The following is a 25748-nucleotide window of genomic DNA, read 5'->3' as shown; positions in this document are numbered from 1 at the left end:
TCTAACTCCAATAAATCAATGATTTTAACTCAGGATAGTTTTCAAAAGTTAAATCATTCAAATCAATTTCTCTATTTTCTAAAACAATTTTATTTTTTGTTATTTTTATAATTTTCTCTCCTATTAAATTAGAGATAGTCTCAGCAATATCTATATTTGGATATAATTTTTCAAAGGCATAAAAAAGTTTTTCATTCTCAAAATCAATATCCGTAGCATAGCTCATTTTAGGAGATATATCTAAATTATCTTTATATTTTGCTTTTTTTAGAATATCTTCAAATTGTTCGAGTTCGTAATATTTGAAAAACAATGAATTACCATCTCTATCTTGTGGCATTCCTTGTTTATAATTTAATGAAACACATAATTTTTTAATTCTTGGTAAAATCACATTATAAAAATGTTCTCCCATCTCAATTAGTAAAAATTTCCTGCTACCCTTATCATCTTTATTAAGTCTAATAACAGCATCAGCCGTTGTTCCGCTACCTGCAAAAAAGTCTAATACAAAAATGTTTTTTTCTTTCATACTTAAAAATTGCATTATAGTGTAAAAACTTTTTGGTGTTTCAAATAATTTCCCATTTAATAGATTTTTTAAATATTCGCTACCATATTCAGGATTAGCATATTTGTTATCTTTCAATAAAGTTTTTGGAATTTCAACATCAAATACTGGAGTATAAATATTTCCATTTTTTATTATATAACTATCCTTTTCTTCTTTTATCCTGTCGAATGTTCTTTGCCATACAAGTTTTTCTCCTGTGTTTGATAAAGGTAAAACAAAGCTATAGCCTTTTTCTTCATATTTTTGTTTTAATTTTTCTAAAAACTCATCATCAAATTTATTATTCTTTTTATTATAAATCAACTTATATTCTTCTTTTTTAATCATATATATTCTATTATCTTTTAATAAAATGGGAAAAAATCTATTTGGACGTTCTTCTCTTCTCGAATTAGTTCCTGTTCTTTTTAGAGGAGATGGAGTAGAATTTCTTAATTTTTTCATAAAAATTTTATTTACTTTTTGTTTGTCTCTTATATGAAAAATAGTAAATTCATTAGTTTTAGAAATTTTATCTGATACTCTACCTTGTGGATTTGCTTCTATTGTAAAAGTTGTAACATAATTATTTATGTCAAATATATCATCTATTAATTTTATTAAATATCTGATTTCAAAATCGTCAATAGCTACTAAGTTAAAACCATCTTTTTTCAAAAACTCTTTAGCAATAGATATTCTATTTTCCATTAAAGTGAGCCAAGTAGAATGTTTAAAATTATTAATATAAATTATTTCGCTAGACGGTGCATTATATGGTGGGTCAATATAGATTAAGTCAATTTGATTTTTAAATTTAGGAAGTAATGTGTTTAATGCTTGAAAATTTTCACTTTTTATTAATCTTCCATCAAGTTCATTATCAAGATTATCAATTTTTTCAAGTAAATTAATTTCAATATCTTTGAAATACTTTGTATCAAAAGGCAAAAACTTATATTTTTCATCATTGATTTTAGAAATATCAAAATCCTCATCAACTAATTTTAATTCTTTCCATTCTTCAATTTGATTTTTTATCCCTTCATGTGAAAGGAATTTATCTAAAACACCATATTTTTCTAATCTATCTTTTGTAATTACATAGTTTGAATTAAGGGCAAATCTTGGTTTTAGCCATATAGATTTTAATTCATCTTCAAAGTCAGCAATTTTATCAATTAATTCATAAGCTATTTTTTTTATTTCTCTTATTTCATCTAATCTATTTTGATTAAAAATTGTTTCAATATCATTAGCTAAATAATCATAAATCCACAAATCAAACTGCTCTTTTAAAAAATTTCTTGCATCTTTATGAATGAAATAATCAACTTGGATTTGTTTATTGTAGGTTTTGAAGGCTTTGTTTAATATTTCTTCATCAATATCAACTAATTTTTCAATATCATTATAATTTTTAAGAGTTAGAATTATTTCTAACTCTTTTAGTAGTGTATTGTTTGACTCTGATTTGATAATCATTTCAAATTTATCTGATATTTTTCCTTTGCTTTTAAATTTTTTTATATTCTTGAATACAAAGTTTTCAGTGATTTTAATATTTTTATATTTATCAAAATTATTTAATATTTCAATTCTTGCTTTTTTGACATCATTTTCACCAGTTATTATTTTTAGTTCATCATACTTTTGATTAGTTTTATATCTAACTAAAAATGTAAATTTATTATCTTTTTCACTATAATCACTAAATAAAAATTCAATCTCTTTTTTTTCATTTCCAAATCTACTCCCTAGCATTGTAGCATCAAAATAAAATTTAACATCATCTACTTCAATCTCTAAATTTTCATAAACTTTTTGTGATTTTATATAATATAAATCTCTTGTTTTATAAAATAACTCTACATCTTTATTTGAAATCCTTGCATATCTCTTTTGCCATTTTGGAGTATTTGCAAAAAATAAACTTCCGCTTTCATTAAAATAGCTCTTAAAAAAGGTATATAATCTATCATAAACTGCCTCACCTAAATTATCCATTTTCTCTTCTAATTCTTCTTTAAACTTATTGAAATATTGCGATTTCAAATCTAAAAGATTACTAATCCCACTATCACCTTTTACTCTTGCACCTATAAATAAATCCTCTAATAATCCAAAAAATTTCTGTTTCATATTTATCCTTTCATAAAAATTCTAATCTAACTTCATCTATTGCTATACCTAATTTGTTAAGTTCATCTTTGTAGGTATTGATTTGGTCTTGATATTTTTCACTCTCTTTTCCTGTTTTAAAATCGACTAAAATCCATTTATTATCGTATTTATAAATTAAATCTACTCTTTTTTCTTCATTATTATAAACATAAGGCATCTCAAAAATTACATCATCTGCTTTTTTCAATTCTTTGTAAGTTTGAGAGTTTTTAAAGTTATTGATTTTTTCTTTTATTATGTCTAATTTATCAAACAATGCATATTTAAAAATGATTTTTTCTATATTCTTATCACTTAAATCATCATAAAAATATTCAATTATTTCGTGAATTGCTTCACCTAATATTGAATTTTCATTTTTTGAAGAGAAATCTTTTTTTTCTGTTTTCATTTGAAAAATAGAATTTTCTATAATTTCAAACTTTTTTTTTATATCTTCTGATTTTGCTTCTAAATTTTCGCTATATACTACTTCATAATCTTTTATTCTCTCAAAATTAGTTACTCCTAATCCATTTAGAATCATCTCTATATAGCTATTTTTTGGAATTTTATTATTTTTTATATTATATGAAGATATCAAAATTTTATGTTTAGGTCTTGTTAATGCTACATAAAGAAGTCTTTTTTTCTCTTCTATATGTTTTAGTTTTGAGATTTCAGATACAACTCTATAAGCAAGTGGACTATAATCATCAAGTTTAAATCCAACTAAAAATTTTTCATCACTATTAATGCTAAATTTTTCATATTTTATCATTTCTGATGTTGATTGTTTTAATAAACTTTTATCACTATTTACTAAAATTACCATAGGATAATCAAGCCCTTTTGTGTAATGAATAGAAGAGAGTTCTATTGAATTTGCAGTTTTACTTTCATAATAAGCCTCTTCTTTGTTTGCATTTAAGATATTTTCTTCTAATATTGAGACAATTTTTTCTAAATCATTCCCCCACTCATTTTCAAGCAATATAACTTCTCTTATAAGTTCTTCAATATTTGCTAATGCTAATTCATAGTTTTCATAAGTTAAATATGCTCCACTTTTATTAAAAAGTTCTCTTATAGTTTTATGAATATTTTCTTTTTTATACTTATCTAAAAAGTTAAATTCAATTTTTTTTCCTAAATTTTCAAAATACTTCTTTATTTCTTCTTCTTTGAAATGTAAGATATTGCTTTTCATAGCACCTGTAAGGTAGTATATATTTTGAGTAGTATTAAGTTTACCTTTTAGGGTATATGCTTTTAAGCAAAAAAATATATCTTTAATTTCATCTTTTTGCCAAAAGCCATTACCACCATTTACCTTACACTCGATACCATATCTATTTAGAGCTTCTTTAAATTCATTCATTTTTGTTTTTGAATCAAACAAAATTCCTATTGCTTTTTGATTTTTATCGATATACTCTTTTATTTTATTATCTCTTTTGCCTTCAATTATCTCTTTTATATATTTTGCAACATTTTCAGCTTCACTCTCTTCATCTTTTGTAACTAAAAATCCAATACTTCCATCTTCATTTGATTTTGAATTAAGAGGAGTATATGTAGCACAAAAGTTAGTATCAATTTTGTAATCATTTGTGAAGATTTTTGCAAATATTTTATTTACAAAATTAATTATTTCTCTATCACTTCTATAATTATCACTCATTGTTTTTACTTGTAGCTTTTTGCAAGCCTTTTTAAATACTTCTATCTCTCCACCTTGAAATGCATAAATTGATTGTTTTTCATCTCCTACTATAAATAGATTGTTTTTTGCTATTTTTTTAACTATATTAAATTGAGTTTCATTTGTATCTTGAAATTCATCTACCATTACATATTTGTAATCTAAATCTATCTTATCTAATATTTCATCAGCTTTGTGGATAATTAAATCAAAATCTATCATTAAGTTTTCTTCTAATTTAGAAAGATACTTCTTATATACTTCTTCTAAAATTTTTTTATAAGAATTTAGTATTGATATAAAAAGTTCTTCTTTTTCTTTATCAAAAGCAAACTTATCAAAATCAAAATTATCTTTTAATATTCTTAAATTAGCATATTTTTCTTTGTGAGTATTTTTTCTATAATCTAATTTTTCTCCAATTTTCTCTTCTATAAATAGATTAAATTCTAAAACATCTTCAAAACTATATAATTTATCAAAATATTCTCTTAATCCTTCTATTTCCTCATTTGCATTGTCTATAAGTTTATCATCTATACTAAATAAAATTTTAATAATCTTTTTTAACTCATCTAAATCAATAATAACTCTATCAAAATAGTCTCTAAATTTTTTGCTAAATACATACTTTTTAATAAACTCTTTTGTTTTAAAAAGTGATAAATATTTAGAAACATCTAAAATATCACTCTCAAACTTACTATCATTTAATACTTCATACATCGCTTCTTCAAAAAAAGCCTCTCTTTCTAAATCATTTGCAACTTTCAATGAAGAGTTAAAACCTATAAAATCCCCATATCTTTTAACAATATCAAAACAAAATCCGTGAATTGTAGTAATTATTGCTTCATCTATTTTACTTAGTGCTTGTTTTAATCTTTCTTTGACATATTGTTTTGTGGATTCATCTAAATTAGAAAAAGAGCTTTTAATTGAGTTATAATCACTATCATTTTTATCTAAATTATCAAATTCAACTATTTTTTGCATTAAATTAAAGATTCTTTCTTTCATCTCTAAACTTGCAGCTTCTGTAAATGTAATAGTTACTATTTTATTAATATCAGCTTCTTTTAATTTATCACTTCCCTTAGCATCTTCAAAAAAATCAAATCCTAAATAAGCATTAATATATCTTCTACTAAGTGTATAAGTTTTACCACTACCAGCCCCAGCACTTATTGCAAAAGAGTTTTGAATAGAAAAGTTACTCATTTTCATACCTTTTACATATCAATTTAAATTCGCACCACTCACAAACTTCCTCATCACTATTATCATAAATAAAATAACCTTGAGAAATTTTTTCTTTTATCTCTTTTACTTTTGATTTTAATTTTTTTTCATATTCAGGATTATAGCAAGCATATTGAGGCTTTTTTCTTTTTATTTCTGGCTTATCACACTCTTTTAGAGTAGCAAATTTAAGCTTTTCTGGTTTAAATGTAAGAAGAGAAGCAGTTACTGGTTTTTTGTATTTTTGTTTTGCATAAATAGCATATATTCCAAGCTGTAAATCTTTTAGATTTTGAATTTCTTCTATTTTTTTATAGTCTAAATTTTCTTTTTTAGAACTTTTATAATCAATAATTTCAACTTCTTCATTTATATCTATTCTATCGATATAACCTTTTAGAAAATAATTATCTTCATTTGCTATATTTAAATCTTCATCTAAATAAAACTCAACCTCAGTTAGTGAATTTTTAATATCTTCTTCTTTTAAATATTCTATAAATTTTTCAATTAAATCAATAAGTTCAACTTCATATAATTTTTTAAAAATAGTCTCATTTAATTCTATCTCTTCTAGAGCTTTTTGTTTATAATAGTCTATATCTTTTAAATTTGGATAATCTTTTACAATAAGCTCAAATGCTTTATGCATAATTGTGCCTTTATCTGTGGGAATACCAATTCTCATATATTCATAACCTTTATAATATATTTATAAGAAACCAAAGATTTAATTTGCTCACTTGTATATGAAAGTAAAATTTCTTCAACTTTTTTTCTAATTCTTCTATTGTTTTAAATATTATATTTTTTAAAAATTTCTTTATATCTTCAAATCTTCTCTCTTGTGGATTTAACTCTGGCGAATATGGAGGAAGATATTCAACTTTTATATTTTTTGGAATATCAAGTTTTTTAGATTTATGAAAATTCGCATTATCCATTATTAAAACTATATTATCATTTCTAAATTTTTCACTTAAGTTTTTTAAATATTCATTAAAACAAATACTATCTAAATGTAACATATACATTGAAAAATCTTCTCCACTTTTTATATCTGTTGCTTGATATAAATAAAAATATTCATATTTCTGTTGATATGATATTATTGGCTTTATTCCTTTTGCTGTCCATTTCCTTCCTACATCTGTTATCAACCCAAATCTACTCTCATCATAAAACATTATTCTTGCATTTGGATTATTCTCTACTATTTCTTTAATTCTTCTCTCTTTAAACTCTTTTACTTTATTCTCATCTTTATTAATATTTGAAGGTCTGCCCTTTTTTTTAATACCTAATTTCTTGCACCAATAACTTATTGTTTTTATTGATAATTCTTTGTTATATTCCTTCTTTATCCATTCTTGCATTGATTTTAGACTATCAAACCCTTCTTTTGCTTTTTCTTTGAATTTCTCAAACTCTTCTTTATTTAATCTTGGTATTCTCCCTTTATAATTAAGTTTTAAATTCTCTATTCCTCCTCTTCTGTATAATCCCCAATATTTCTTTACTGATTGTATGCTTATATCCAACTTCTCACTTACATCTTTTAATTGAATATTTGGGGTTTTCTTTAATAGATAAATAACTTTTATTCTTTTGTAAATTCTCTCATCTTTCTCTTTTCTTAACAACTCCTCCAACTCTTCTACACTCTCTTTTATTAATTCTTTATATTTTACTACTCTCATAAAGTTATTATATCATAAGTTCTTAGGTATTTTGGAATTGGTATTAGAATCTTCTTTTTTGAACTTTTTATATTCTGTCAAAATTTTTGACTCATTTATCATTTTCTACAACCTTTTTAAAACAAAAAAATAGCTTACACTTTAGCTTACACATTATACGAAAAGTTTCAGAAAGTTACAAGTTTACTAAAAAAGTTAAAAGGATTACAAAAATAAGAAAGAATAGCGACTTTTAGGGAATTTTGTGAAGTTTTTTAAACTTTATAGTTTTTACAAAAAGTAACATTATTTTTATAAGTTGGTTCTCCAACAATACCAACTTTCATAAATTTCCTTTTTTATGAAATTATAGCCAAAAAGAGGCTAAAGAGATTTAAGAAGTGTTACAATTGTATCAACACCAAATCCACTAGCCCCATATGGATTACATCCCCACTCTTTCTCAACAAATGCAGGACCTGCTATATCAAAATGAGTCCACTTATCTTTATTTTCTTTTTCAATAAACTCACTTAAAAAGAGCCCCGCCGTTAAAGCACCCCCATATCTTGTAGAAGAAATATTACAAATATCTGCAACATTACTTTTTAAAAGCTTTGGCAAATATTTGTTAAATGGTAAGTACGCAAAATGTTCACCTCTTTTTTCTCCAACTTCTATTACTTTTTGAATTGTATCTGTATTAAATCCCATAATACCTGCTGTGTATTCTCCAAGTCCTACTACACAAGCACCAGTTAAAGTTGCAAAATCCATTATATAATCAAAATCTTTTATATTTTCCTGTGCATAACATAAACAATCAGCTAATACTAGTCTACCTTCTGCATCTGTATTTCTTACTTCTATTGTTTTCCCATTTTTAGCTTTTAGTACATCATCTGGTTTATATGCATTACCACCTATCATGTTTTCAGCTGCACCTAAAATTGCATGAACTTCAATATCAAGTCCTAATTCACTGATTGCTTTTATTATCCCAAGGACTGTTACGGCACCTGATTTATCACTCTTCATAGTAACCATAAATTCACTAGGTTTAAGGCTAAGCCCTCCAGAATCATAACAAAGCCCTTTACCTACTAATACAATTTTTCTTTTTGGTTTTTTAGGTTTGTATGTAAGATGAATGAGCCTTGGAGGATTATTACTAGCTTTACCTACACTATAAAAAGCATGATATCCATTCTTATAAAGATATTTTTCATCATATACTTTGCATTTAAGTTTATTTTCTTTTGCAACTTCCTCAGCTATTGAAGCTAATCTCTTAGGAGTGATTTCATCTGGTATTGAGTTTATAATATCTCTTACAAAATTGATAGCATTTGCTCTAACTTTGGCTTCTTGAATTATCTTATCAAAATCTCTTTTTGAATTTATAGCAATCACTTTTATAGGATGTTTAGCTTTAGTTGTTTTATATTTATCAAACTCATAGTCACCTAGTATAAACCCTTCAAAAAAACTTATAAGTAAATCTTTATTTTTAGTATTTGGTGGTGTAACCTCAACACTTTCAAATTTATACTTTTTAAGTGCTTTAATAATACTTGCAGTAGCAATTTTTAAATTTTCTGAGTCTATTTTATCAATTCCTACATAAATTCTTTTTTTTTCAGGTAAAACTAATACTTCCCCATCTTTTCCTTCAAATCCATACTCTTCAAACTTTTTCTTGCCATTTACAACTATTTCAGCTTTAATTTGACCTTTTCCTTTAATAAATTCCATTTAACCCTCCTCTTTTTTATTTATATACCATAAAATACCCCAAAGCATTGCAACAAATAAAACCCCAAAATACCAATGTTCTTTAAACCATTTAAGAATATTTAAAAGTTCTTCTCCAAAATAGTAAGATGGAATTATTGTAATACTAGCCCAGATAAAAGCACTAATTAAATTAATAATAGCATATTTTTTTGGATCATATCCGCTAACTCCAATAGCCATTGGAATAATAGTTCTCATTCCATAAATAAATCTTTGAATAAAAATAACCCATGCACCATATTTTCTAAGTAATAACCTTGCTTTTGCAAACTTTCTTCTATGAGCTTTTAACTCTTCTAAAACCCACTTTTTATTAAATCTTCCGAGATAAAAGTAAATCTGATCGCCTATAAACCCACCAAGTGCTGCGACAAGTATAGATAAACCTACATTCATATCACCAGTATGAGATAAAATACCAGCCATTACAAGACCGGTTTCTCCCTCCATTATTGACCAAATAAAAAGAATAACATATCCATACTCTTTTAATAAATTTATTAAATTTTCTTCTGAAAAAAAGTCTTTAATTGAATGTAAGTCAAAACTATATAAAAAAGTAGCAAATACAATAAATAAAATTAACCAATTTTTCATAATACCTCTTTTTGTATATCATTTACAAACTTTTTATAATTATTTAATATTTCATCTAAATATTCTCTTTTTTTAAAATTTACATTATTAATTTTTTCTAAAGGGAATGTATTTAATCTAAATAAAAAATCCTCCGTTTCAAAAATTAGCTTCACTTTTGCTTTTTCTAAATACTCTTTTAAATTATAATTTTCTCTTGTTTTCAAAAAATAAAAATCAGCAATATCTTTTTCCTCGTCTCTTCCCATAATTGCAGTAATTTTATTTACAAAAATATTTTCTTTAGAATCAATAACAAAACCATCTTTTTTTAAAAAATCTCCAAAATGTGGCTCAGAATGAGTATCTACAAAATCAACTTTTAAACCATTTATATATAAAAGTTTAAAAAATTGAGCATCTACTTCTAATTTGATATTAAATTTTTCTTTTAAACTGTTTATAATTTCTCTGATTTCATATGCAAAAAATTCATCAATACAAAAAAAATCTAAATCATCCGAATATCTAATGTCATAATAAAACCTGTGAAGTGCAGTTCCACCTGTTAAATAAAATGATTTTGTTGTTTTAAATACTTCATATAAAACCATATCTTGTAATTCATATAATTTTACATAATCCAACTAAGCTCCTTGATATCAGGCTGTTCATTAAAAAACAAATTTCTTAAAATTAAATATCTTTTTTCATGATATTTATTAAAAGGCCTATATTCATTCAAATATTTTTTTATCTCTTCATCGCTGAAATTTTGTTTTAACTTTTTATAATAATCTTTTTCATATTGCAAAATTTTAAAAAACAAAGTCTTTTTATCTTTTTCCTTATAATCATTCCAAAAAAGATGTTCCAAACCAAGCCTTTTTTAGTGGAATTGTAGCATATTTTGAAAAACTACTTAAAAGGCACTGACTAAATAAAGTGATACAACTGCTTTTTTTAGAAATAAAGGCGTTTAAAAAAGCATTTTGTTTGAGCGAAGCAAGTTATACCAATTCTAATATAGTCATAGTTTTTAAATAGAAGTATATGCTTTAATTGGTTGTATTTGATTAACTAAATTTTATTATACTGAAGTGTCTAAACATCTTGGAATTGGTATTAACTCTTCTTTTTGGAATAATATCACTTGCATTTGTAGGGTGTTATCATATTGGGATAGAAAAAGCAAAAATTAAACATATTAAGACATTAAAACACGGATACAAAGAAAAAAGTTATTTTATGTTTGGGTTAGAGTTTTTAAGTCAACTATTTTCTGATTTTTATTTTAATGCTAAAAAAATCAAAATTGTTTTTGACTTCTTTATATCAAAACTGACCAATACTTCCCCTAATCTCAAAGATTTAGAAAGAATTTTTTAAAAATGACGACTAGTGAGAAAATTTTTAAATATCATTAAAAAATCAAAACTTACCATAAGCAAAAATATTGTCCAATAAATATACCATATTATTTTATTAGAAGGCGGCCAAAATTTAATATTAGATTTATATGAAACAATTGTAAAAATAAGATATGCAAAAATAAATTTATGTAAAATAGCATTTAGCTATTTCTAATCAAAATGTAAAAGATTTTTTGCCTGCATCATATCCTTATCACCTCTACCTGAAAGGTTTACTATTATTAGTTTATTTTTTGTGTCTAATTTTTTAAGATATGCAACAGCGTGAGAACTTTCAAATGCGGGAATAATACCTTCTCTCTGACTTAACCATACAAAAGCATCAAGAGCTTCTTTATCAGTAATATAATCATATTTAACTCTTTCGTTTTCAAAATGATAAGCATGTTCTGGTCCAATTCCTGGATAATCAAGTCCTGCTGAGATTGAATGAGCTTCAAGAATTTGACCATCTTCATCTTGAAGTAAATAACTCATCTGTCCATGTAATACTCCAGGACTACCGGCATTTAGACTTGCTCCGTGTTTTCCGCTCTCAATCCCAAGTCCTCCTGCTTCAATTCCAATACACTGTACTCCCTCTTCTTCTAAAAAATGAGAAAAAATTCCCATTGCATTACTTCCACCACCAATACAAGCTATAACAAAGTCTGGAAGCCTTCCTTCTTTAGCTAAAATTTGTGCTTTTGCTTCATATCCGATAATTGCTTGAAAGTCTCTCACAAGCATAGGATAAGGATGCGGTCCTGCAACTGTTCCTATTACATAAAAAGTATCTCTAGCATTACTCACCCAATATCTTATAGCTTCATTCATTGCATCTTTAAGCGTTCTGCTACCGCTTTTTACCGAATGAACTTTTGCACCTAAAAGTTTCATTCTAAATACATTAAGTTCTTGCCGCTTTACATCTTTCTCACCCATAAATATTTCACACTCTAGCCCAAGTAAAGCTGCCGCAGTAGCAGTTGCAACCCCATGTTGGCCTGCACCTGTTTCTGCAATTACTCTTTTTTTACCCATTTTTTTAGCTAAAAGCACCTGTCCAATTGTATTATTTACTTTATGAGCTCCTGTATGATTTAAGTCTTCTCTTTTTAAATAAATTTTTGCATTAAGTTCTTCACTCAAATTTGGTGCAAAATAAAGTCCTGTAGGTCTTCCTATATATTCTTTATAATAATAATCCATTTCTTTCCAAAACTCTTTATCAAAACGAACATTTTTATAAAATTCTTCAAGCTCAAGCAGTACTGGCATTAAAGTTTCAGGAACAAACCTTCCCCCAAATTTTCCAAAATGTCCATTCTCATCAGGATCAAAGATAGGCTTTGGTATATACATATTTATCCTTTTAGTATGTAGTGAGTAGTAGGTATCGAATAGCAAAGTAAATTTAAAGCTACTAAATGCTGCCTACTACTTAATCAATATTTAACTAAACTATCTACCTCAACACCTAACTCTCTAATTTTATTAGCTCCATCAAGGAAAGTTAGTTCAATTAAAAATACTGCTGATTTTACTTCTACTCCAAGTTTTCTAACAAGTTTAATAGCAGCTTCAGCTGTCCCACCAGTTGCAATTAAATCATCAACTATTAAAACTTTTGGATTTTTGATATCTTTAAATGCATCAATATGAATTTCAATCTCATCAAATCCATATTCAAGAGAGTACTTTTCAGCTACAGTAGTATATGGAAGTTTTCCTTTTTTTCTAATTGGCACAAACCCTTTTTTTATTTTAGCTGCTATTGCCGCTCCAAAAATAAAACCTCTAGATTCAATTCCGCATATGAAATCCACATCTTTATATTTTTCACTAAAGTAGTCAATTATTTCAATAAAAAGCTCTCCCTTGTTTAAAACAGTTGTAATATCTTTAAAAACTATACCTTTTTTAGGATAATCTGGTATATCCCTTATAGCTGTTTTTACTTTATCAGCTAACATTTTAGCTCCTTTTAAAGAGGAGGAGAATTGAAGTTTTTAATTCTCCTTTCTCAATTTACTTTACTTTCTCAAGATATTCGCCGCTTCTTGTATCTACTTTAATTTTATCTCCTTCAACTATATGACAAGGCACAGTTACTACTGCCCCAGTTTCAAGTTTCGCAGGCTTTCTACAAGCACCACTTCTATCTCTATTACTTACCGGTTGAGTTTCAACTACTTCTAATTCAACTTGCATAGGAAGTTCAACCCCTATTACTTTACCATTGTGAAATAATATATCAACTTCCATACCTTCAAGTAAAAATCCTTTAGATTCTTCAAAAACTTTTACATCAACAGGTAACATCTCAAATGTTTCATTATCCATAAAATAGTAAATATCCCCTTCATTATATGAATATTGATATTTTCTTCTCTCAAGGTTTGGCTCATCTGCTTTATCACCTGCATGGAACGTTCTCTCTATTACTCTACCATCAATTAAATTTTTAAGTTTAGTTCTAACAAATGCTGCACCTTTTCCAGGTTTTATATGATGATATTCAATTATTTTATATGGAATTCCATCTAACTCAATATTTAGATATTTCTTCAAATCACTCATACTATATGACATTTCATCTCCTTTAATTAAATTAAAAGTTAAAAGTATAAAGTGAAAAGTATAGGATTTTTATTTTTTAAATTTTCCCTTTTAATTTTTCACTTTTCACTTATATTTCCGCATACCCTACACTAAGTGCTGCTTTTAGATTTTTAAGTTCAGTTAACACTTCATTGTTTACATCATTATCTACTATAATTACTGCCATTGCTTGATTTTCTTTGTTTCTACCAAGCCTAAAATCTGCAATATTAATATTATGTTTTGCTAAAGTCATACCAACTTCTCCGATAACTCCAGGTACATCAGTATTTTTAAAGAAAATCATTTTACCTTTTGGTTCAAACTCTAAATCAAATCCTTTAAACTCTATTACTCTTGGATGCTTTTCAAGCATAGTACCACTAATTGAGTACTCTCCATCATCGGTAATCACTTTTATATTTATAAGGTTTTTATACGTATCATTTTTGATTGACTTAATTTCAGTCTCAATTCCTTTTTCATTAGCTAAAAACTCTGCATTTACATAGTTTACATTATCTGTAATATTTTTAAGAAGTCCCACAAGTGTAAAAGTCAAAACTGACTTTTCTTCTTTTGAAATATCACCACTTAAAGCTACTTTTACTTTTTTGATTGGCTTATTTATAATTTGGCTTATAATATATCCCATTTTTTGAGACAATTCTAAATATTTTATAACCCACTCAGGAGTATTTGCAGTATTTATTGGAAGATTAAGTGCATTTGGATAACTAGACCCTCTCAATGCCTCAATTATAGCTTCAGCAGCTTGTACTGCTATTCTTTCTTGTGATTCACGAGTATTAGCCCCAATATGAGGTGTTACTGAAGTATTTTCTAGTTCAAAAAATGGATGGTCAGTTGCTGGTTCTTTATCAAAAACATCAATACCAAGCCAAGCAATTTTTCCAGACTTTAACCCCTCATATACATCTTTTTCATTGTATAGACCACCTCTTGCACAGTTAATAAGCACAACACCATCTTTCATTTTTTCAATCTCTTTTTTTGTAATCATATTAATAGTTTCTGGCGTTTTAGGAGTATGAATTGTAATAAAATCGCACTTAAGAATTTCGTCAAAATCAGTTGTATATTTACAACCAAGATCAGTTGCTTTGCTTGGGTCAATATACGGGTCATAAGCAATTACATCCATTTCAAGTGCTTTTGCTCTAATCCCTACACGACTACCGATATTACCAAAACCAATAATTCCAAGCTTTTTACCGGCTAGTTCAATACCAAGCCATTTTTCTCTATTCCACTCATGCTCTTTTTTTAAGTTCCATACAGCATTTGTAAAACTTCTAGCTGCTGCAAATAAATGAGCCATAGTAAGTTCAACTGCTGCTAAAGTGTTAGCAGTAGGTACATTCATTACAATTATTCCTCTCTTAGAACAACCTTCAATATCAACATTATCTACACCAACACCAGCTCTTACTATTGCTTTTAATTTTTTTGCATGAGCTAAAAATTTGCTATTTATTGGAGTTGGACTTCTTGTAATTACACCATCTGCATCTTCTATAATATTAAGTAATTCATCTTTTGGAGTTTTACTTGCATCAACAAGCTCAATATCTTTAGCACTTTGTAGTATTTTCATTCCAGCTTCATGAATTGGATCACATACAACTACTTTCATCTAAATCCTTTTTTTAATTTTTTGAATTTCTACATTAAAATTATACTCTTTAAATAAATTTAAAACACTTTCTGCTTCAGTTAAACTTTTAAAAAGAATATAAACTTTTATTCCTTTTTTTTCTTCTATCATAGAATAGACTAAATCATTATTATTAAGCAATGCTTTTAAGTTAAAAAGTTCAAATCTATCTTTAACTTTTAAAATAACTCTATAAAGAATAATATTTTTAAAATTTCTAAAATCAACTCTCATATACATTACTCTTGCCGGAAAATTATAAACAACAGGTGTTTTTATTTCCGGCTTTTTTATTTCTCTTAGTTTTTCTTCAGTTCCTTTAATAGTAAATTTATTTGGAGTTGAAATTTTAACATAAACAATCCCTAAAATTACAACCACTAAAAAAGTTAATATCCAAATAAAAATTTTCATTCTGCAAGTTTAATTCTATCACCATTCATTTCAATAATTTTACCTACAAACTCATCTCCTATATTATAATCTTTTTGATAATCCTCTTTTCTTACAAGAGCTTCAATATCTCCTAAATCTATAAACATACCAAAATCTGTAATATATTTAACTTTTCCTTTTACATCATCTCCAATATTATGACTTTTAGTAAATGCTTCATAAGGATTTGGAATTGCATCTTTTCTTGATACTATAACTTTATTTTCATCTGGTGAAATAGTAATTACTTTAAATTTTAATTTATCACCGATATTAAAAATTTCATTAGCTTTTTCCCCCTTTTTAAATGAAGCAAATTTATTTGGCATCAATACACTTATCCCATCTACTTCTACAAATGCCCCAACATTTATAAACTTAGTAATAACTCCTTCAACTATATCTCCAACTTTATATTTCTCTGCAAAAATAGTAGCGGGTTTTGTTAAAAGATTTTTTCTTGTAACTCTAAGCTTTTCTTCTTCAGGATTAATTTCTACTATTTCTACTTCAATTTCTTGACCTAAAGTCAAATCATTAATTCCATCCCAATTTATTTCACTAATATGTAAAAACCCTTCAACTCCATTACCTAAATCAACAAATGCACCATAATCTGTTATATGAGAAACAGTTACCTTTACTCTATCACCCGGGTTTAAGTTTTTTACTTCATCCCATGGATTTGGAAGAGCTTTTTTTATTGAAAAAACTCTTCTATCAGGATCAATCAAAATAACTTTTATTTCATCACCTTCATCAAAATATTTTTTATGATCAATTTTTTTATAAAAAATCTCATCTTTTGGAACAAATCCACTAATACCATCAACATCTATTACAAGCCCACTTGGTTTTACTTTTATAACTTTTGAAGAAACTTCTTTATCTTTAAGTTTCTCAATTTTTTCTTTAACTTCATTTAAATAAGCTTTTCTATCAACTACAACAGAATTTTGTTTAAATTCTTTTACTTTGGCTTTAATATTTTTACCAATAACACTTTCATCTTCTTTTAAACCACTTAAACTTTTTGGAAGAAAAAACTCAACTCCTTGCTTTTTGCCTACAAATCCACCTTTTATAATTTTTTCAATTTGAAATTCAACTACATCACCAATATTTAAATTATTCATGTTACATCCTTTATCTTTGAGATTATTTTTTCTACAAGCCATTCAGGCGTTGAAGCCCCTGCACTTACACCACAAGTCTTTTTATTTATAAACCATTTTGGGTCTATTTCATTTTCATTTTCGATTAAATAACTTTCTGCATACTCTTTTGCTATATTATAAAGTTGTTTTGTATTAGAAGAGTTTTTACCCCCAATGATTATCATAATATCCACTTCCATACTTAGTTCTTTTACTGCATCTTGATTTTCAAAAGTTGCATTACATATAGTATTAAACACTCTTACTTCTTTGTAGTTTTTTATAAGAAAGTTTACAATATTTAAATAGTCTTGAATTTTTCTTGTAGTTTGAGCAATAGTAATTATTTTATCTTTTAATTTAATATTTTTAAGCTCTTCTACTGACAAAACAACAAATACTCTATCATGAACTGAATAACTCATAACACCTTGTATTTCAGGATGTGATTTATCTCCATAAATCACTACATCATATCCCTCTTTACTCATCTCTTCTACAATTTCTTGAGGTTTTTTTACAAAAGGACATGTTGCGTCAATAACTTCTACATTTTTTTGTTTTAATTTTTCTAATTTATCTTTTGGAATTCCGTGAGTTCTAACAATTACTCTTTTTATGTTGTCATCAATTTCATCAATTGAATTTATATATTTAACATTATAATTTTTTGCAAGTCTCTCTATTTCAAGAGGATTATGAATAAGAGGGCCAAGAGTTACAGCGTTTTTGGAATTTTCTGCTATCTCAACTGCTCTTTTTACACCAAAACAAAAACCATAACTTTTTGCTTTTTTAATTAGCATCTATTATCCTAAATTCTGATATTTTCTTAAAAAGCTCAAAAAAACGCGGAAATGATGTATAAATACTCTGAGCTTCATTTACTTCCATTCCACACAACATTCCAAGTACCGCAAAACTCATAGCAATTCTATGATCTCCAAAAGAATCAATATTCGCTTTTTTAGGAGTACCACCTATTATTTCAAATCCATCTTCTAATTCTTTTGACACAATTCCACATTTTTTTAAATTTTCTACTACTGCTTTTATTCTATCTGACTCTTTTACTCTAAGTTCTTTTGCATTTTGTACAATACTTTTTCCATTTGCAACTGCCATAGCCATTGCAAGGGCTGGTATTTCATCAATAAGCCAAGGAATATTATCACTAACTTTAATTCCTTTTAACTCTTTTCCTTTTACAATAATATCTCCAACTGGCTCATATTTGTCTTCTTTTAAAATATATTCGACATTAGCTCCCATTTTTTCTAACACTTTATAAGCTTCAATTCTTGTAGGGTTAAGCGTGACATTTTTTATAATTGCTGTTGAATTTGTTATAGCTGCTGCTACTGCAAAGAAAAAGGCAGAACTTGGGTCATTTGGTACTTCAAATTTTAAAGGATTAAGTCTTTTTTTTAAAGGATTTATTTCAACTTTCCACTTTCCATTTTCCATTTCACATTTAAGATCTGCTCCCATCCCTTTAAGCATTCTCTCAGTATGATCGCGACTTAAAAACGGTTCCTCATAAAAAGAAATTCCATCACCATTTAGTCCTGCTAATATTAATGCTGATTTTACTTGGGCTGAAGCAATTTTACTTTTAAAATTAAATGATTTAAGTTTACCTCCTCTAATTGCAAGTGGAGCTAAATTTCCTTTATCTCTTCCATCAATTTTAGCTCCTATTGCTTTAAGAGGCTCTGATACTCTAGCCATAGGACGGCGTCTTAGATATTTATCTCCTGTTAGTACAAAAAATCCTTGAGTACCCGCTAAAAGTCCCATATAAATTCTAATAGTAGTACCTGAATTTCCACAATACAAAACATCACTTGCTTCTTTTAAATTTTCAGGAGCTTTTATTTTAATAATATCACCATCGTCAATTACTTCTGCTCCTAGAGCTTTTGCAATCTCAAGAGAATTTAGCGTATCTTCTGCTCTTAAATAATTTTTTATTTCATTTTCTCCTTCTGTTAAAAGAGAAAAAATTGCACATCTATGCGAAATTGACTTATCCGCATCAACCACAAACTCTTCACTAAACCGTTTACCACCTAAAACCTCTATTCTCATCTAAGACTAATCCCTTTCTCTTCTAAAGATGCTAAAATTTGTTCCATTATAGCATTTATCTCATCTTCTTGTAAAGTTTTATTTGCCTGAAGAATAAATCTAATCGTAATAGAGTTACTATCACCTAAATCATAAATGTCAATAGGATAAAAATCAACCAACTCTTTAATTTTAAGCGAATGAATTTTCTCAAAAATTTCTTTATATGTCATTTCTTTGTTAACTACTAAACTAAGGTCTCTTGTAACTTTTTGAAATTTATTAATTTCTTTTGCTTTAATAGAGACTTTTTTTAATTTATCTAAATCAATTTCAGCAAAATAAGTATCATCTATATCAAAATCTTTTGCAATTTTTGGATGAAGCTTCGCAACAACTCCTATTTCTACTCCATCTTTAATAATTTTAGCATTTTGATATGGATGGGCTATTGGATGAAAATCATTTTCTCTTAAAGTTATCTCTCCAAAAATTTGAGATAGTTTATCTACAATAAATTTAAAGTCAACTTTGTTTGGTTTTCCATGATTACTAACATTCTCATAATCAGCTAGACCATTTATAACAAATGCAATTTTTTGTACCTCTTTTCTATCTTTATTATAAACACTTCCACTACTAAATAAATAAATTCTTTTGTACCCATTTGCTCTATTTTTTGTAATATCTTCTAAAAGCTGTAAAACAAGAGTTGAACGTAATGTATCTAATTCTTTTGCAATAGGGTTTATTAAATCAAGATGATCATCAACTACTTCAAATCCATATTTTTTAAGTCTACTTTTATCATCAAAAACAAAATGTATAGTCTCATAAAAACCATTAGCAACTGCTTTTAACTTTATCTCATTTAAAAAGTTTATTTTATCTATTACATTATTTGTTCTATTAGCTTCAACAAATTCAAGAGATTTACTTGGAATTTTATCAATACCATAAATTCTCAAAATCTCTTCTGCAATGTCTTGAATATTTTCAATATCGCTTCTAAAGCTAGGGACTTTTACTTTTACACTATCTTCATTTATACTTGTGATTTCAAATCTAAGTTTTTTAAGAATTTCAACAATTGATTTTTCATCAATTTCATATCCAATTATATTTTGGATTTCTTTCACATTTACATCAATAATTCTTTGAGGAATTTCATTTGACATATCTATATCACCGCTAAATACTGGTAAATTTATTTCTTCTAAGAAATAATTTATTCCAAACTCTAAATCAGTTTCACTACCTCTACTTGCTCTAAAAAAGTACTCATCAGTTTTTAAACTTTTTAAAAACACAATTTCACTTACATATTTAGGGTCTATGTAATTTGCATTTATTATATATTTACCATTCTCTTCTACATTTATTTCATTATTAATACCAACATAATATTTACCATAACATTTAAAAATATCTATACCATCTTCATGTGTTAACTCACACTCTCCAATATTTCCTGCAACTAATAAAACTCCTGTAGCATGCATTGCATATTTTACATATGAATCAACTATATTTTTTGATTCAACTTCTATTAAAGCTAGTCTATAATCAATTTTTAGTTTTCTATTAATTTTTCCTTCAAATGCTCTAATCAAATGAGAAGATTTTTTAGCTTCGTTTTTTTCTACTTTTACAACTCTACCAATACCTTCTTGAAGTTCTTCTATTTCAAACTCAGGAGTCTTTAAATCTCTATTAAGTCCTGCACTAAGTTCTCTTGCAATACCTCTTATACTAAAACAATCTCCCCTATTTGCAGTGACTCCAAGTTCAATTACTTCATCATTTAAGTATTTACCTGCATACTCCCCAATTTTAAGCTCTCCCAAACTATCATCCATTACTAAAATTCCATCATGAAAATCAGGAAGCCCAATCTCGCGAGCTGCACATATCATACCAAAACTCTCAACACCTCTTAGTTTTGCTTTTTTAATTTTAAACTCCCCTGGAAGCAGAGCACCTATTTTTGCTACTGGTACAAACTGACCAGCTGCTACATTACTTGCACCGCAAACTATTTGAAGTTCTTCATCTCCTACATTTACTTTACATACATTAAGTTTATCAGCATTTGGATGTTTTACACATTCAATTACTTCCCCAATTACTACGTTTTGAGGAACTTCTATTTTTTTATATCCTTCAACTTCTTGACCAATTCTATTTAAAGTATTAATTATTTCCTCTGTAGAAACTCCATCTAAGTCAATAAATTCTTCAAGCCATCTTCTTGTCACTATCATTTGAACTGCTCCATAAGTCTAATATCTCCTTCATACATACTTCTAAGATCCCCTATGCTATTTAAAAGCATTGCAAATCTTTCAACACCAAGACCAAATGCATACCCACTAACATCCTTAAATCCCACAGCTTTAAATACATTAGAATCAACTACTCCACATCCAAGAACTTCAAGCCATCCTGTATGTGAACACACTCTACATCCTTTTCCACCGCAAAAAATACAACTAATATCAACCTCAGCACTTGGCTCTGTAAATGGAAAGAAACTTGGTCTAAATCTAACTTCAACATCTCCGAACATATGTATTAAGAAACTTTCAAGTATAAATTTTAAATTTGCAAAACTAACTTTTCCTTTGCTATCTACAACAAGTCCTTCTACTTGATGAAACATAGGAGTGTGAGTTAAGTCATAATCTCTTCTGAAAACAGCTCCTGGACTTATCATACGAATAGGAGGTTTTTGTTTCATCATTGTTCTAATTTGAACTGGAGATGTATGAGTTCTAAGTAATGTTCCATCTTTGAAATAAAAAGTATCTTGCATATCACGCGCAGGATGATATTTTGGAAGGTTTAGTGCTTCAAAATTATGAAAATCATCCTCTACAAGAGGACCAGTTTCAACAGAAAAGTTCATTTTCGTGAAAAAGTCTATAATTTTATTCATTGTATCAGTTATAGGATGAATAGCACCAGTTGGTTTTGGATTAAAGAGTGTTACATCAATTCTTTCAAGTTTTAATTTTTCTTCAAGAAGTTTTTCTTCTAATTCTACTTTTTTTTCAGCTATAAGCTTTGTAGCTTTTTCTTTTAATTCATTTAGCTCTTTTGCGACTTTTTTCTTTTCTTCAGGAGCTAAATTTTTAAGTTCTTTAAATTTTTGAGTAATAACACCATTTCTTCCAAGAAGTTTTACTCTAATCTTTTCAAGCTCATCTAAATTAAGAGCATTTTTAATTTCGCTTAAATCCACCAAAACTCCTTAAAATTTTTGGATATAATACCAAAAAAAAAGGAGCCTTTCAATGGAATGTATCTTTTGTAAAATAGTAAAAGGGGAAATACCTTCTAAAAAAGTTTTAGAAAATGACAAGTTTTTAGCTTTTTATGATATAAATCCTGTTGCACCAATACATGTATTAATAATACCAAAAGAACATACTGAAAAATTTAGTGATACTCCAAATGAAATATTTAACGAAATGGCAGAATTTATTAAAAATGTTGCAAAAGAATTAAATATCACTGATTATAGACTAATTACAAACAATGGTAAAGCTGCTGGACAAGAAGTATTTCATTTACATATCCACATGGTAGCAAATCCTGACGGTAAATTAAAATGGCCAAAACTAGTATAAATGAACAATGAAAAGTGAAAAATTAAATTAATACTTTAACTTTATACTTTTAACTTTTCACTATTAACTTATAAGGAGACATCTTGAAATATGTAGGAGCTCATGTAAGTGCAGCTGGTGGTGTTGAAAACTCAATAAAAAATGCAGTTAGTATTGGAGCTGATGGTTTTGCTCTATTTACAAAAAACCAAAGACAATGGGTTGCAAAACCATTAAGTGATAGGAATATAAAAAAGTTTAAAGAATATCTAGAAGTTCATAATTTTAGTCCCGATGCTATATTACCTCATGATAGTTATCTAATAAACTTAGGACATCCAGTTGAAGAAAATAGAATTAGATCCCTAAATGCCTTTATTGATGAGGCAAAAAGAGTAGAAGCTTTAGGTCTTAAATATCTAAACTTTCATCCAGGAAGTCATTTAAAAAAAATAAGCGAAGAAGAGTGTCTTGATTTAATAAGTGAAAGTGTTAATTTTGCTATTAAAGAAACTGAAAGCTGTATATTTGTCCTTGAAACCACTGCAGGACAAGGAAGTAATTTAGGATATAAATTTGAACATTTAGCATATATTATAGATAAAATCGAAGATAAATCAAGAATTGGCGTATGTATTGATACTGCCCATATTTTTGCTGCTGGATATGATATTCGCACAAAAGAAGCTTATGAAGAAACTATGAAAAAATTTGATGAAATTATTGGCTTTAAATACCTTAAAGGTATGCATATCAATGATTCAAAAGCAAAACTTGCAAGTCGTGTTGATAGACATCACAGCCTGGGAAAAGGTGAAATAGGTCTTGATGCATTTAAGTTTATCATGCAAGATAAAAGAATTAATAATATTCCTTTAATTCTTGAGACAATCGAACCTGACATTTGGGCTGAAGAGATAAAACTTTTAAGAAGTTTTATAAAAACAAAAGATGATTAATAAATATACATATATACTAAATTAAAAAGGCTTTTGATGTATAAATATCTTCATATTTATGAATCTCCAAAGCTTAGTGGTAGCGTCACAATTAGTGGCGCAAAAAATGCCGCTTTGCCTATTATTGCTTCAAGTATTTTAGCTAAGAATGATTTTATTATAGAAAATGTTCCTAAAGTTACAGATGTCCATACATTACTTAAACTTCTTAAGAATTTAGGAAGCGAATTTGAGTTTAAAAATACTCTAAAAATAAACACAAATAGTATTAATAATACAACAGCAATTTATGAAATTGTAAAAACAATGAGGGCAAGTATTTTAGTTTTAGGTCCCCTTCTTGCAAGATTTCACCATTGTAAAGTTAGCTTACCAGGAGGATGTGCAATAGGGGCAAGACCAGTTGATTTGCATTTAAAAGCTTTAACCCAAATGGGAGCTGAAATTAATATTGAAGGTGGTTATATAAATGCAAAGGGAAAACTTAAAGGTGCAAATATATATTTTGATAAAGTAACAGTAACAGGAACTGAAAATATCATAATGGCAGCAACTCTAGCTCGTGGAAAAACAAAAATTATAAATGCAGCAAAAGAACCTGAAGTTGTAAATTTATGCAAAGTTTTAAAAGATGCCGGAGTTGATATAAAAGGAATTGGCACAGAAGAAATTGAAATTATAGGTACTGATGGAGAACTTTTAAATTTTAAAACTGCACAAATTATTCCAGATAGAATAGAAGCAGGAACATATCTAGCAGCTGGAGCAATTACTAATTCTAAAATTACACTTAAAAATGTCGACGCAACTCACCTTGAAATAATTTTAATAAAACTTAGCGAAATGGGATTTTGTATAGAAACAGACAAAAATACAATAACACTGCTTCCAGCAAAAGAAATAAAACCCGTAAATATTTCTACCACCGAATATCCAGGTTTTCCAACTGATATGCAAGCCCAGTTTATGGCAATAGCTACTCAAGCAAATGGGGTTAGTTTAATTGAAGAGAGGTTATTTGAAAACAGATTTATGCATGTACCTGAACTTAATAGACTTGGGGCAACCATAAAAATCCAAGGCAAAACTGCTACAGTATATGGACCAACTCCTTTAATAGGTGCTGATGTAATGGCAACTGATTTAAGAGCTAGTAGTGCATTAGTATTAGCAGGACTTATCGCAAAAGATGAGACAAAAGTTCATAGAATTTATCACTTATTTAGAGGTTATGAAAACTTGCTTGAAAAATTTACTGCTCTTGGTGCAAAAATGAAACTAGGAGTTGAGCCTCTACCTTAAAATTTCAAAATAAATTTTTGCAACTTCTTCTCTGTCTAATTCTTTACCCAAAAAAATCTCCATTGCAAGTACGCCTTGATATACCAGCATATCAAGACCGCTTTTAGTTTTAAGATTATATTTTTTTGCTTCTTTTAAAAATGGTGTCACTTTTGTATAAATTACATCTACAGCATATTTTGCATTTTCAAAAAGTTTATAAATTATTTCTTTCTTAGCTGGTAAATTATTATCACTAAGTCCTGCTGAAGTTGTATTAATAACTAAATCATAATCAAACTCATCAATACTATCCCAAGTAAAAGTTTTTTTACCTTTTTCTTTAAAAAAATTAAGCCTATTTGAAGAACGATTTAAAATATCTGCGTTAGGGAGTACTGAGCTTAAAGCTTTTGCTGTTCCACCCGCTCCAATTATTAGAACTTTTTTGTATTCAAACTCTTTAATAGCTTCTAAAAAACCAGGTGCATCAGTATTATATCCCACTACTTTATCATTTTCTAATACAAGAGTATTTACAGCTCCTATTTCTTTTGCAATTCCTCTTACTTCATCACAAAGCTTATATGCCCACTCTTTATGAGGCACAGTTACATTTGCACCTTTTATTTTTAAAGCTCTAAATTTATCTATAATTTCTTCTCCATTTTCTAAATAAAATCTTCCATAACATTCATTAATATTCATTTTTTTAAAAAAATAATTATGCATAAGAGGCGATTTAGAATGACTTACAGGATTTCCAAATATTATATACATACTATCCCCTACTATATATATTATTTTAAAATATATTAAGAATTAA

Annotated in this window: 23 protein-coding genes; 4 read left to right on the top strand and 19 right to left on the bottom strand. The window is 27.4% G+C overall.

Annotation, left to right across the window (positions count from 1 at the left end; all coding sequences use genetic code 11):
• Nucleotide 1 precedes the first annotated feature (1 nt).
• The 8 genes from ACYQ1U_RS01675 to ACYQ1U_RS01640 form a co-directional block, all read right to left on the bottom strand.
• The gene (locus ACYQ1U_RS01675; protein ID WP_459883544.1) at nucleotides 2–2695 is read right to left on the bottom strand and encodes a DNA methyltransferase; all 2694 of its coding nucleotides are present in this window, start codon (nucleotides 2693–2695) and stop codon (nucleotides 2–4) included.
• A 10-nt stretch (nucleotides 2696–2705) separates the two neighbouring features.
• On the bottom strand, nucleotides 2706–5642 hold the full coding sequence (locus tag ACYQ1U_RS01670; protein WP_459883541.1) for a UvrD-helicase domain-containing protein: 2937 nt from the start codon (nucleotides 5640–5642) through the stop codon (nucleotides 2706–2708).
• Nucleotides 5635–6351, bottom strand: a complete 717-nt coding sequence (locus tag ACYQ1U_RS01665) for a PD-(D/E)XK nuclease family protein (protein ID WP_459883538.1) — start codon at nucleotides 6349–6351, stop codon at nucleotides 5635–5637. Before ACYQ1U_RS01665 ends, ACYQ1U_RS01670 begins: the two co-directional genes overlap by 8 nt.
• 13 nt (nucleotides 6352–6364) lie before the next feature.
• On the bottom strand, nucleotides 6365–7363 hold the full coding sequence (locus ACYQ1U_RS01660) for an IS630 family transposase (RefSeq protein WP_459883535.1): 999 nt from the start codon (nucleotides 7361–7363) through the stop codon (nucleotides 6365–6367).
• A 363-nt stretch (nucleotides 7364–7726) separates the two neighbouring features.
• Complete coding sequence (locus ACYQ1U_RS01655) at nucleotides 7727–9097, bottom strand: leucyl aminopeptidase (protein ID WP_459883532.1); 1371 nt, start codon at nucleotides 9095–9097, stop codon at nucleotides 7727–7729.
• Nucleotides 9098–9736 (bottom strand): DedA family protein, encoded by a 639-nt coding sequence (locus ACYQ1U_RS01650; protein ID WP_459883530.1) that lies wholly within the window; start codon nucleotides 9734–9736, stop codon nucleotides 9098–9100.
• Nucleotides 9733–10362, bottom strand: a complete 630-nt coding sequence (locus ACYQ1U_RS01645; protein WP_459883528.1) for a nucleotidyl transferase AbiEii/AbiGii toxin family protein — start codon at nucleotides 10360–10362, stop codon at nucleotides 9733–9735. Before ACYQ1U_RS01645 ends, ACYQ1U_RS01650 begins: the two co-directional genes overlap by 4 nt.
• The gene (locus ACYQ1U_RS01640; RefSeq protein ID WP_459883526.1) at nucleotides 10350–10592 is read right to left on the bottom strand and encodes a hypothetical protein; all 243 of its coding nucleotides are present in this window, start codon (nucleotides 10590–10592) and stop codon (nucleotides 10350–10352) included. Before ACYQ1U_RS01640 ends, ACYQ1U_RS01645 begins: the two co-directional genes overlap by 13 nt.
• A gap of 236 nt (nucleotides 10593–10828) precedes the next feature.
• Between ACYQ1U_RS01640 and ACYQ1U_RS01635 the strand changes: the two genes are divergently transcribed.
• Complete coding sequence (locus tag ACYQ1U_RS01635) at nucleotides 10829–11104, top strand: hypothetical protein (protein WP_459883524.1); 276 nt, start codon at nucleotides 10829–10831, stop codon at nucleotides 11102–11104.
• A gap of 194 nt (nucleotides 11105–11298) precedes the next feature.
• Here ACYQ1U_RS01635 and trpB read toward each other — a convergent pair whose 3' ends face one another.
• The 10 genes from trpB to pheS all read right to left on the bottom strand — a co-directional run bounded on the left by trpB (nucleotide 11299) and on the right by pheS (nucleotide 22318).
• Entirely contained in the window at nucleotides 11299–12492 is a 1194-nt protein-coding gene (trpB, locus tag ACYQ1U_RS01630; protein WP_459883522.1) for a tryptophan synthase subunit beta, read from the bottom strand.
• Between the two features lie 83 nt (nucleotides 12493–12575).
• Entirely contained in the window at nucleotides 12576–13103 is a 528-nt protein-coding gene (locus ACYQ1U_RS01625; RefSeq protein ID WP_459883519.1) for an adenine phosphoribosyltransferase, read from the bottom strand.
• Between the two features lie 55 nt (nucleotides 13104–13158).
• On the bottom strand, nucleotides 13159–13722 hold the full coding sequence (gene efp / locus ACYQ1U_RS01620) for an elongation factor P (RefSeq protein ID WP_459883518.1): 564 nt from the start codon (nucleotides 13720–13722) through the stop codon (nucleotides 13159–13161).
• A gap of 97 nt (nucleotides 13723–13819) precedes the next feature.
• Nucleotides 13820–15388, bottom strand: coding sequence for a phosphoglycerate dehydrogenase (serA, locus tag ACYQ1U_RS01615; protein WP_459883516.1), 1569 nt, complete (start codon nucleotides 15386–15388; stop codon nucleotides 13820–13822).
• Complete coding sequence (locus ACYQ1U_RS01610) at nucleotides 15389–15823, bottom strand: hypothetical protein (RefSeq protein WP_459883515.1); 435 nt, start codon at nucleotides 15821–15823, stop codon at nucleotides 15389–15391.
• Nucleotides 15820–16980 (bottom strand): S1 RNA-binding domain-containing protein, encoded by a 1161-nt coding sequence (locus ACYQ1U_RS01605; protein ID WP_459883514.1) that lies wholly within the window; start codon nucleotides 16978–16980, stop codon nucleotides 15820–15822. The genes ACYQ1U_RS01610 and ACYQ1U_RS01605 overlap by 4 nt, the downstream gene beginning before the upstream one ends.
• Complete coding sequence (locus ACYQ1U_RS01600) at nucleotides 16977–17807, bottom strand: 4-hydroxy-3-methylbut-2-enyl diphosphate reductase (protein WP_459883513.1); 831 nt, start codon at nucleotides 17805–17807, stop codon at nucleotides 16977–16979. The genes ACYQ1U_RS01605 and ACYQ1U_RS01600 overlap by 4 nt, the downstream gene beginning before the upstream one ends.
• Entirely contained in the window at nucleotides 17797–19092 is a 1296-nt protein-coding gene (gene aroA / locus ACYQ1U_RS01595) for a 3-phosphoshikimate 1-carboxyvinyltransferase (protein ID WP_459883512.1), read from the bottom strand. Before aroA ends, ACYQ1U_RS01600 begins: the two co-directional genes overlap by 11 nt.
• Entirely contained in the window at nucleotides 19089–21335 is a 2247-nt protein-coding gene (gene ytpR, locus ACYQ1U_RS01590) for a YtpR family tRNA-binding protein (RefSeq protein WP_459883511.1), read from the bottom strand. The genes aroA and ytpR overlap by 4 nt, the downstream gene beginning before the upstream one ends.
• Nucleotides 21332–22318: a phenylalanine--tRNA ligase subunit alpha gene (gene pheS, locus ACYQ1U_RS01585; RefSeq protein ID WP_459883510.1), complete on the bottom strand. Its 987-nt coding sequence runs from the start codon at nucleotides 22316–22318 to the stop codon at nucleotides 21332–21334. Before pheS ends, ytpR begins: the two co-directional genes overlap by 4 nt.
• Nucleotides 22319–22367: 49 nt before the next feature.
• Between pheS and ACYQ1U_RS01580 the strand changes: the two genes are divergently transcribed.
• The 3 genes from ACYQ1U_RS01580 to murA all read left to right on the top strand — a co-directional run bounded on the left by ACYQ1U_RS01580 (nucleotide 22368) and on the right by murA (nucleotide 24943).
• Nucleotides 22368–22703, top strand: a complete 336-nt coding sequence (locus ACYQ1U_RS01580) for a histidine triad nucleotide-binding protein (protein ID WP_459883509.1) — start codon at nucleotides 22368–22370, stop codon at nucleotides 22701–22703.
• An 83-nt stretch (nucleotides 22704–22786) separates the two neighbouring features.
• Nucleotides 22787–23641: a deoxyribonuclease IV gene (nfo, locus tag ACYQ1U_RS01575; RefSeq protein WP_459883508.1), complete on the top strand. Its 855-nt coding sequence runs from the start codon at nucleotides 22787–22789 to the stop codon at nucleotides 23639–23641.
• Nucleotides 23642–23677: 36 nt separating this feature from the next.
• Nucleotides 23678–24943 carry a UDP-N-acetylglucosamine 1-carboxyvinyltransferase gene (murA, locus tag ACYQ1U_RS01570; RefSeq protein ID WP_459883507.1) on the top strand — a complete coding sequence of 422 codons (1266 nt, stop codon included), beginning with the start codon at nucleotides 23678–23680 and terminating at the stop codon, nucleotides 24941–24943.
• Here murA and ACYQ1U_RS01565 read toward each other — a convergent pair.
• Nucleotides 24935–25702, bottom strand: a complete 768-nt coding sequence (locus ACYQ1U_RS01565; RefSeq protein WP_459883506.1) for a shikimate dehydrogenase — start codon at nucleotides 25700–25702, stop codon at nucleotides 24935–24937. The genes murA and ACYQ1U_RS01565 overlap by 9 nt on opposite strands.
• Nucleotides 25703–25748 lie beyond the last annotated feature (46 nt).

It is taken from the genome of Caminibacter profundus, assembly GCF_054657155.1.
The sequence above is the reverse complement of the archived record's forward strand: the minus strand, read 5'-3'. Positions and strand labels throughout refer to the sequence as shown.

What these genes read in the sequence shown, in the direction of transcription:
- efp (WP_459883518.1), bottom strand. Translation starts at nt 13,722, where the DNA reads ATGTCATATAGTATGAGTGATTTGAAGAAATATCTAAATATTGAGTTA.
- murA (WP_459883507.1), top strand. Translation starts at nt 23,678, where the DNA reads ATGTATAAATATCTTCATATTTATGAATCTCCAAAGCTTAGTGGTAGC.
- ACYQ1U_RS01610 (WP_459883515.1), bottom strand. Translation starts at nt 15,823, where the DNA reads ATGAAAATTTTTATTTGGATATTAACTTTTTTAGTGGTTGTAATTTTA.
- ytpR (WP_459883511.1), bottom strand. Translation starts at nt 21,335, where the DNA reads ATGATAGTGACAAGAAGATGGCTTGAAGAATTTATTGACTTAGATGGA.
- ACYQ1U_RS01670 (WP_459883541.1), bottom strand. Translation starts at nt 5,642, where the DNA reads ATGAGTAACTTTTCTATTCAAAACTCTTTTGCAATAAGTGCTGGGGCT.
- ACYQ1U_RS01665 (WP_459883538.1), bottom strand. Translation starts at nt 6,351, where the DNA reads ATGAGAATTGGTATTCCCACAGATAAAGGCACAATTATGCATAAAGCA.
- ACYQ1U_RS01660 (WP_459883535.1), bottom strand. Translation starts at nt 7,363, where the DNA reads ATGAGAGTAGTAAAATATAAAGAATTAATAAAAGAGAGTGTAGAAGAG.
- ACYQ1U_RS01565 (WP_459883506.1), bottom strand. Translation starts at nt 25,702, where the DNA reads ATGTATATAATATTTGGAAATCCTGTAAGTCATTCTAAATCGCCTCTT.
- serA (WP_459883516.1), bottom strand. Translation starts at nt 15,388, where the DNA reads ATGAAAGTAGTTGTATGTGATCCAATTCATGAAGCTGGAATGAAAATA.
- ACYQ1U_RS01605 (WP_459883514.1), bottom strand. Translation starts at nt 16,980, where the DNA reads ATGAATAATTTAAATATTGGTGATGTAGTTGAATTTCAAATTGAAAAA.
- ACYQ1U_RS01650 (WP_459883530.1), bottom strand. Translation starts at nt 9,736, where the DNA reads ATGAAAAATTGGTTAATTTTATTTATTGTATTTGCTACTTTTTTATAT.
- ACYQ1U_RS01625 (WP_459883519.1), bottom strand. Translation starts at nt 13,103, where the DNA reads ATGTTAGCTGATAAAGTAAAAACAGCTATAAGGGATATACCAGATTAT.
- ACYQ1U_RS01655 (WP_459883532.1), bottom strand. Translation starts at nt 9,097, where the DNA reads ATGGAATTTATTAAAGGAAAAGGTCAAATTAAAGCTGAAATAGTTGTA.
- trpB (WP_459883522.1), bottom strand. Translation starts at nt 12,492, where the DNA reads ATGTATATACCAAAGCCTATCTTTGATCCTGATGAGAATGGACATTTT.
- ACYQ1U_RS01600 (WP_459883513.1), bottom strand. Translation starts at nt 17,807, where the DNA reads ATGCTAATTAAAAAAGCAAAAAGTTATGGTTTTTGTTTTGGTGTAAAA.
- aroA (WP_459883512.1), bottom strand. Translation starts at nt 19,092, where the DNA reads ATGAGAATAGAGGTTTTAGGTGGTAAACGGTTTAGTGAAGAGTTTGTG.
- ACYQ1U_RS01580 (WP_459883509.1), top strand. Translation starts at nt 22,368, where the DNA reads ATGGAATGTATCTTTTGTAAAATAGTAAAAGGGGAAATACCTTCTAAA.
- ACYQ1U_RS01675 (WP_459883544.1), bottom strand. Translation starts at nt 2,695, where the DNA reads ATGAAACAGAAATTTTTTGGATTATTAGAGGATTTATTTATAGGTGCA.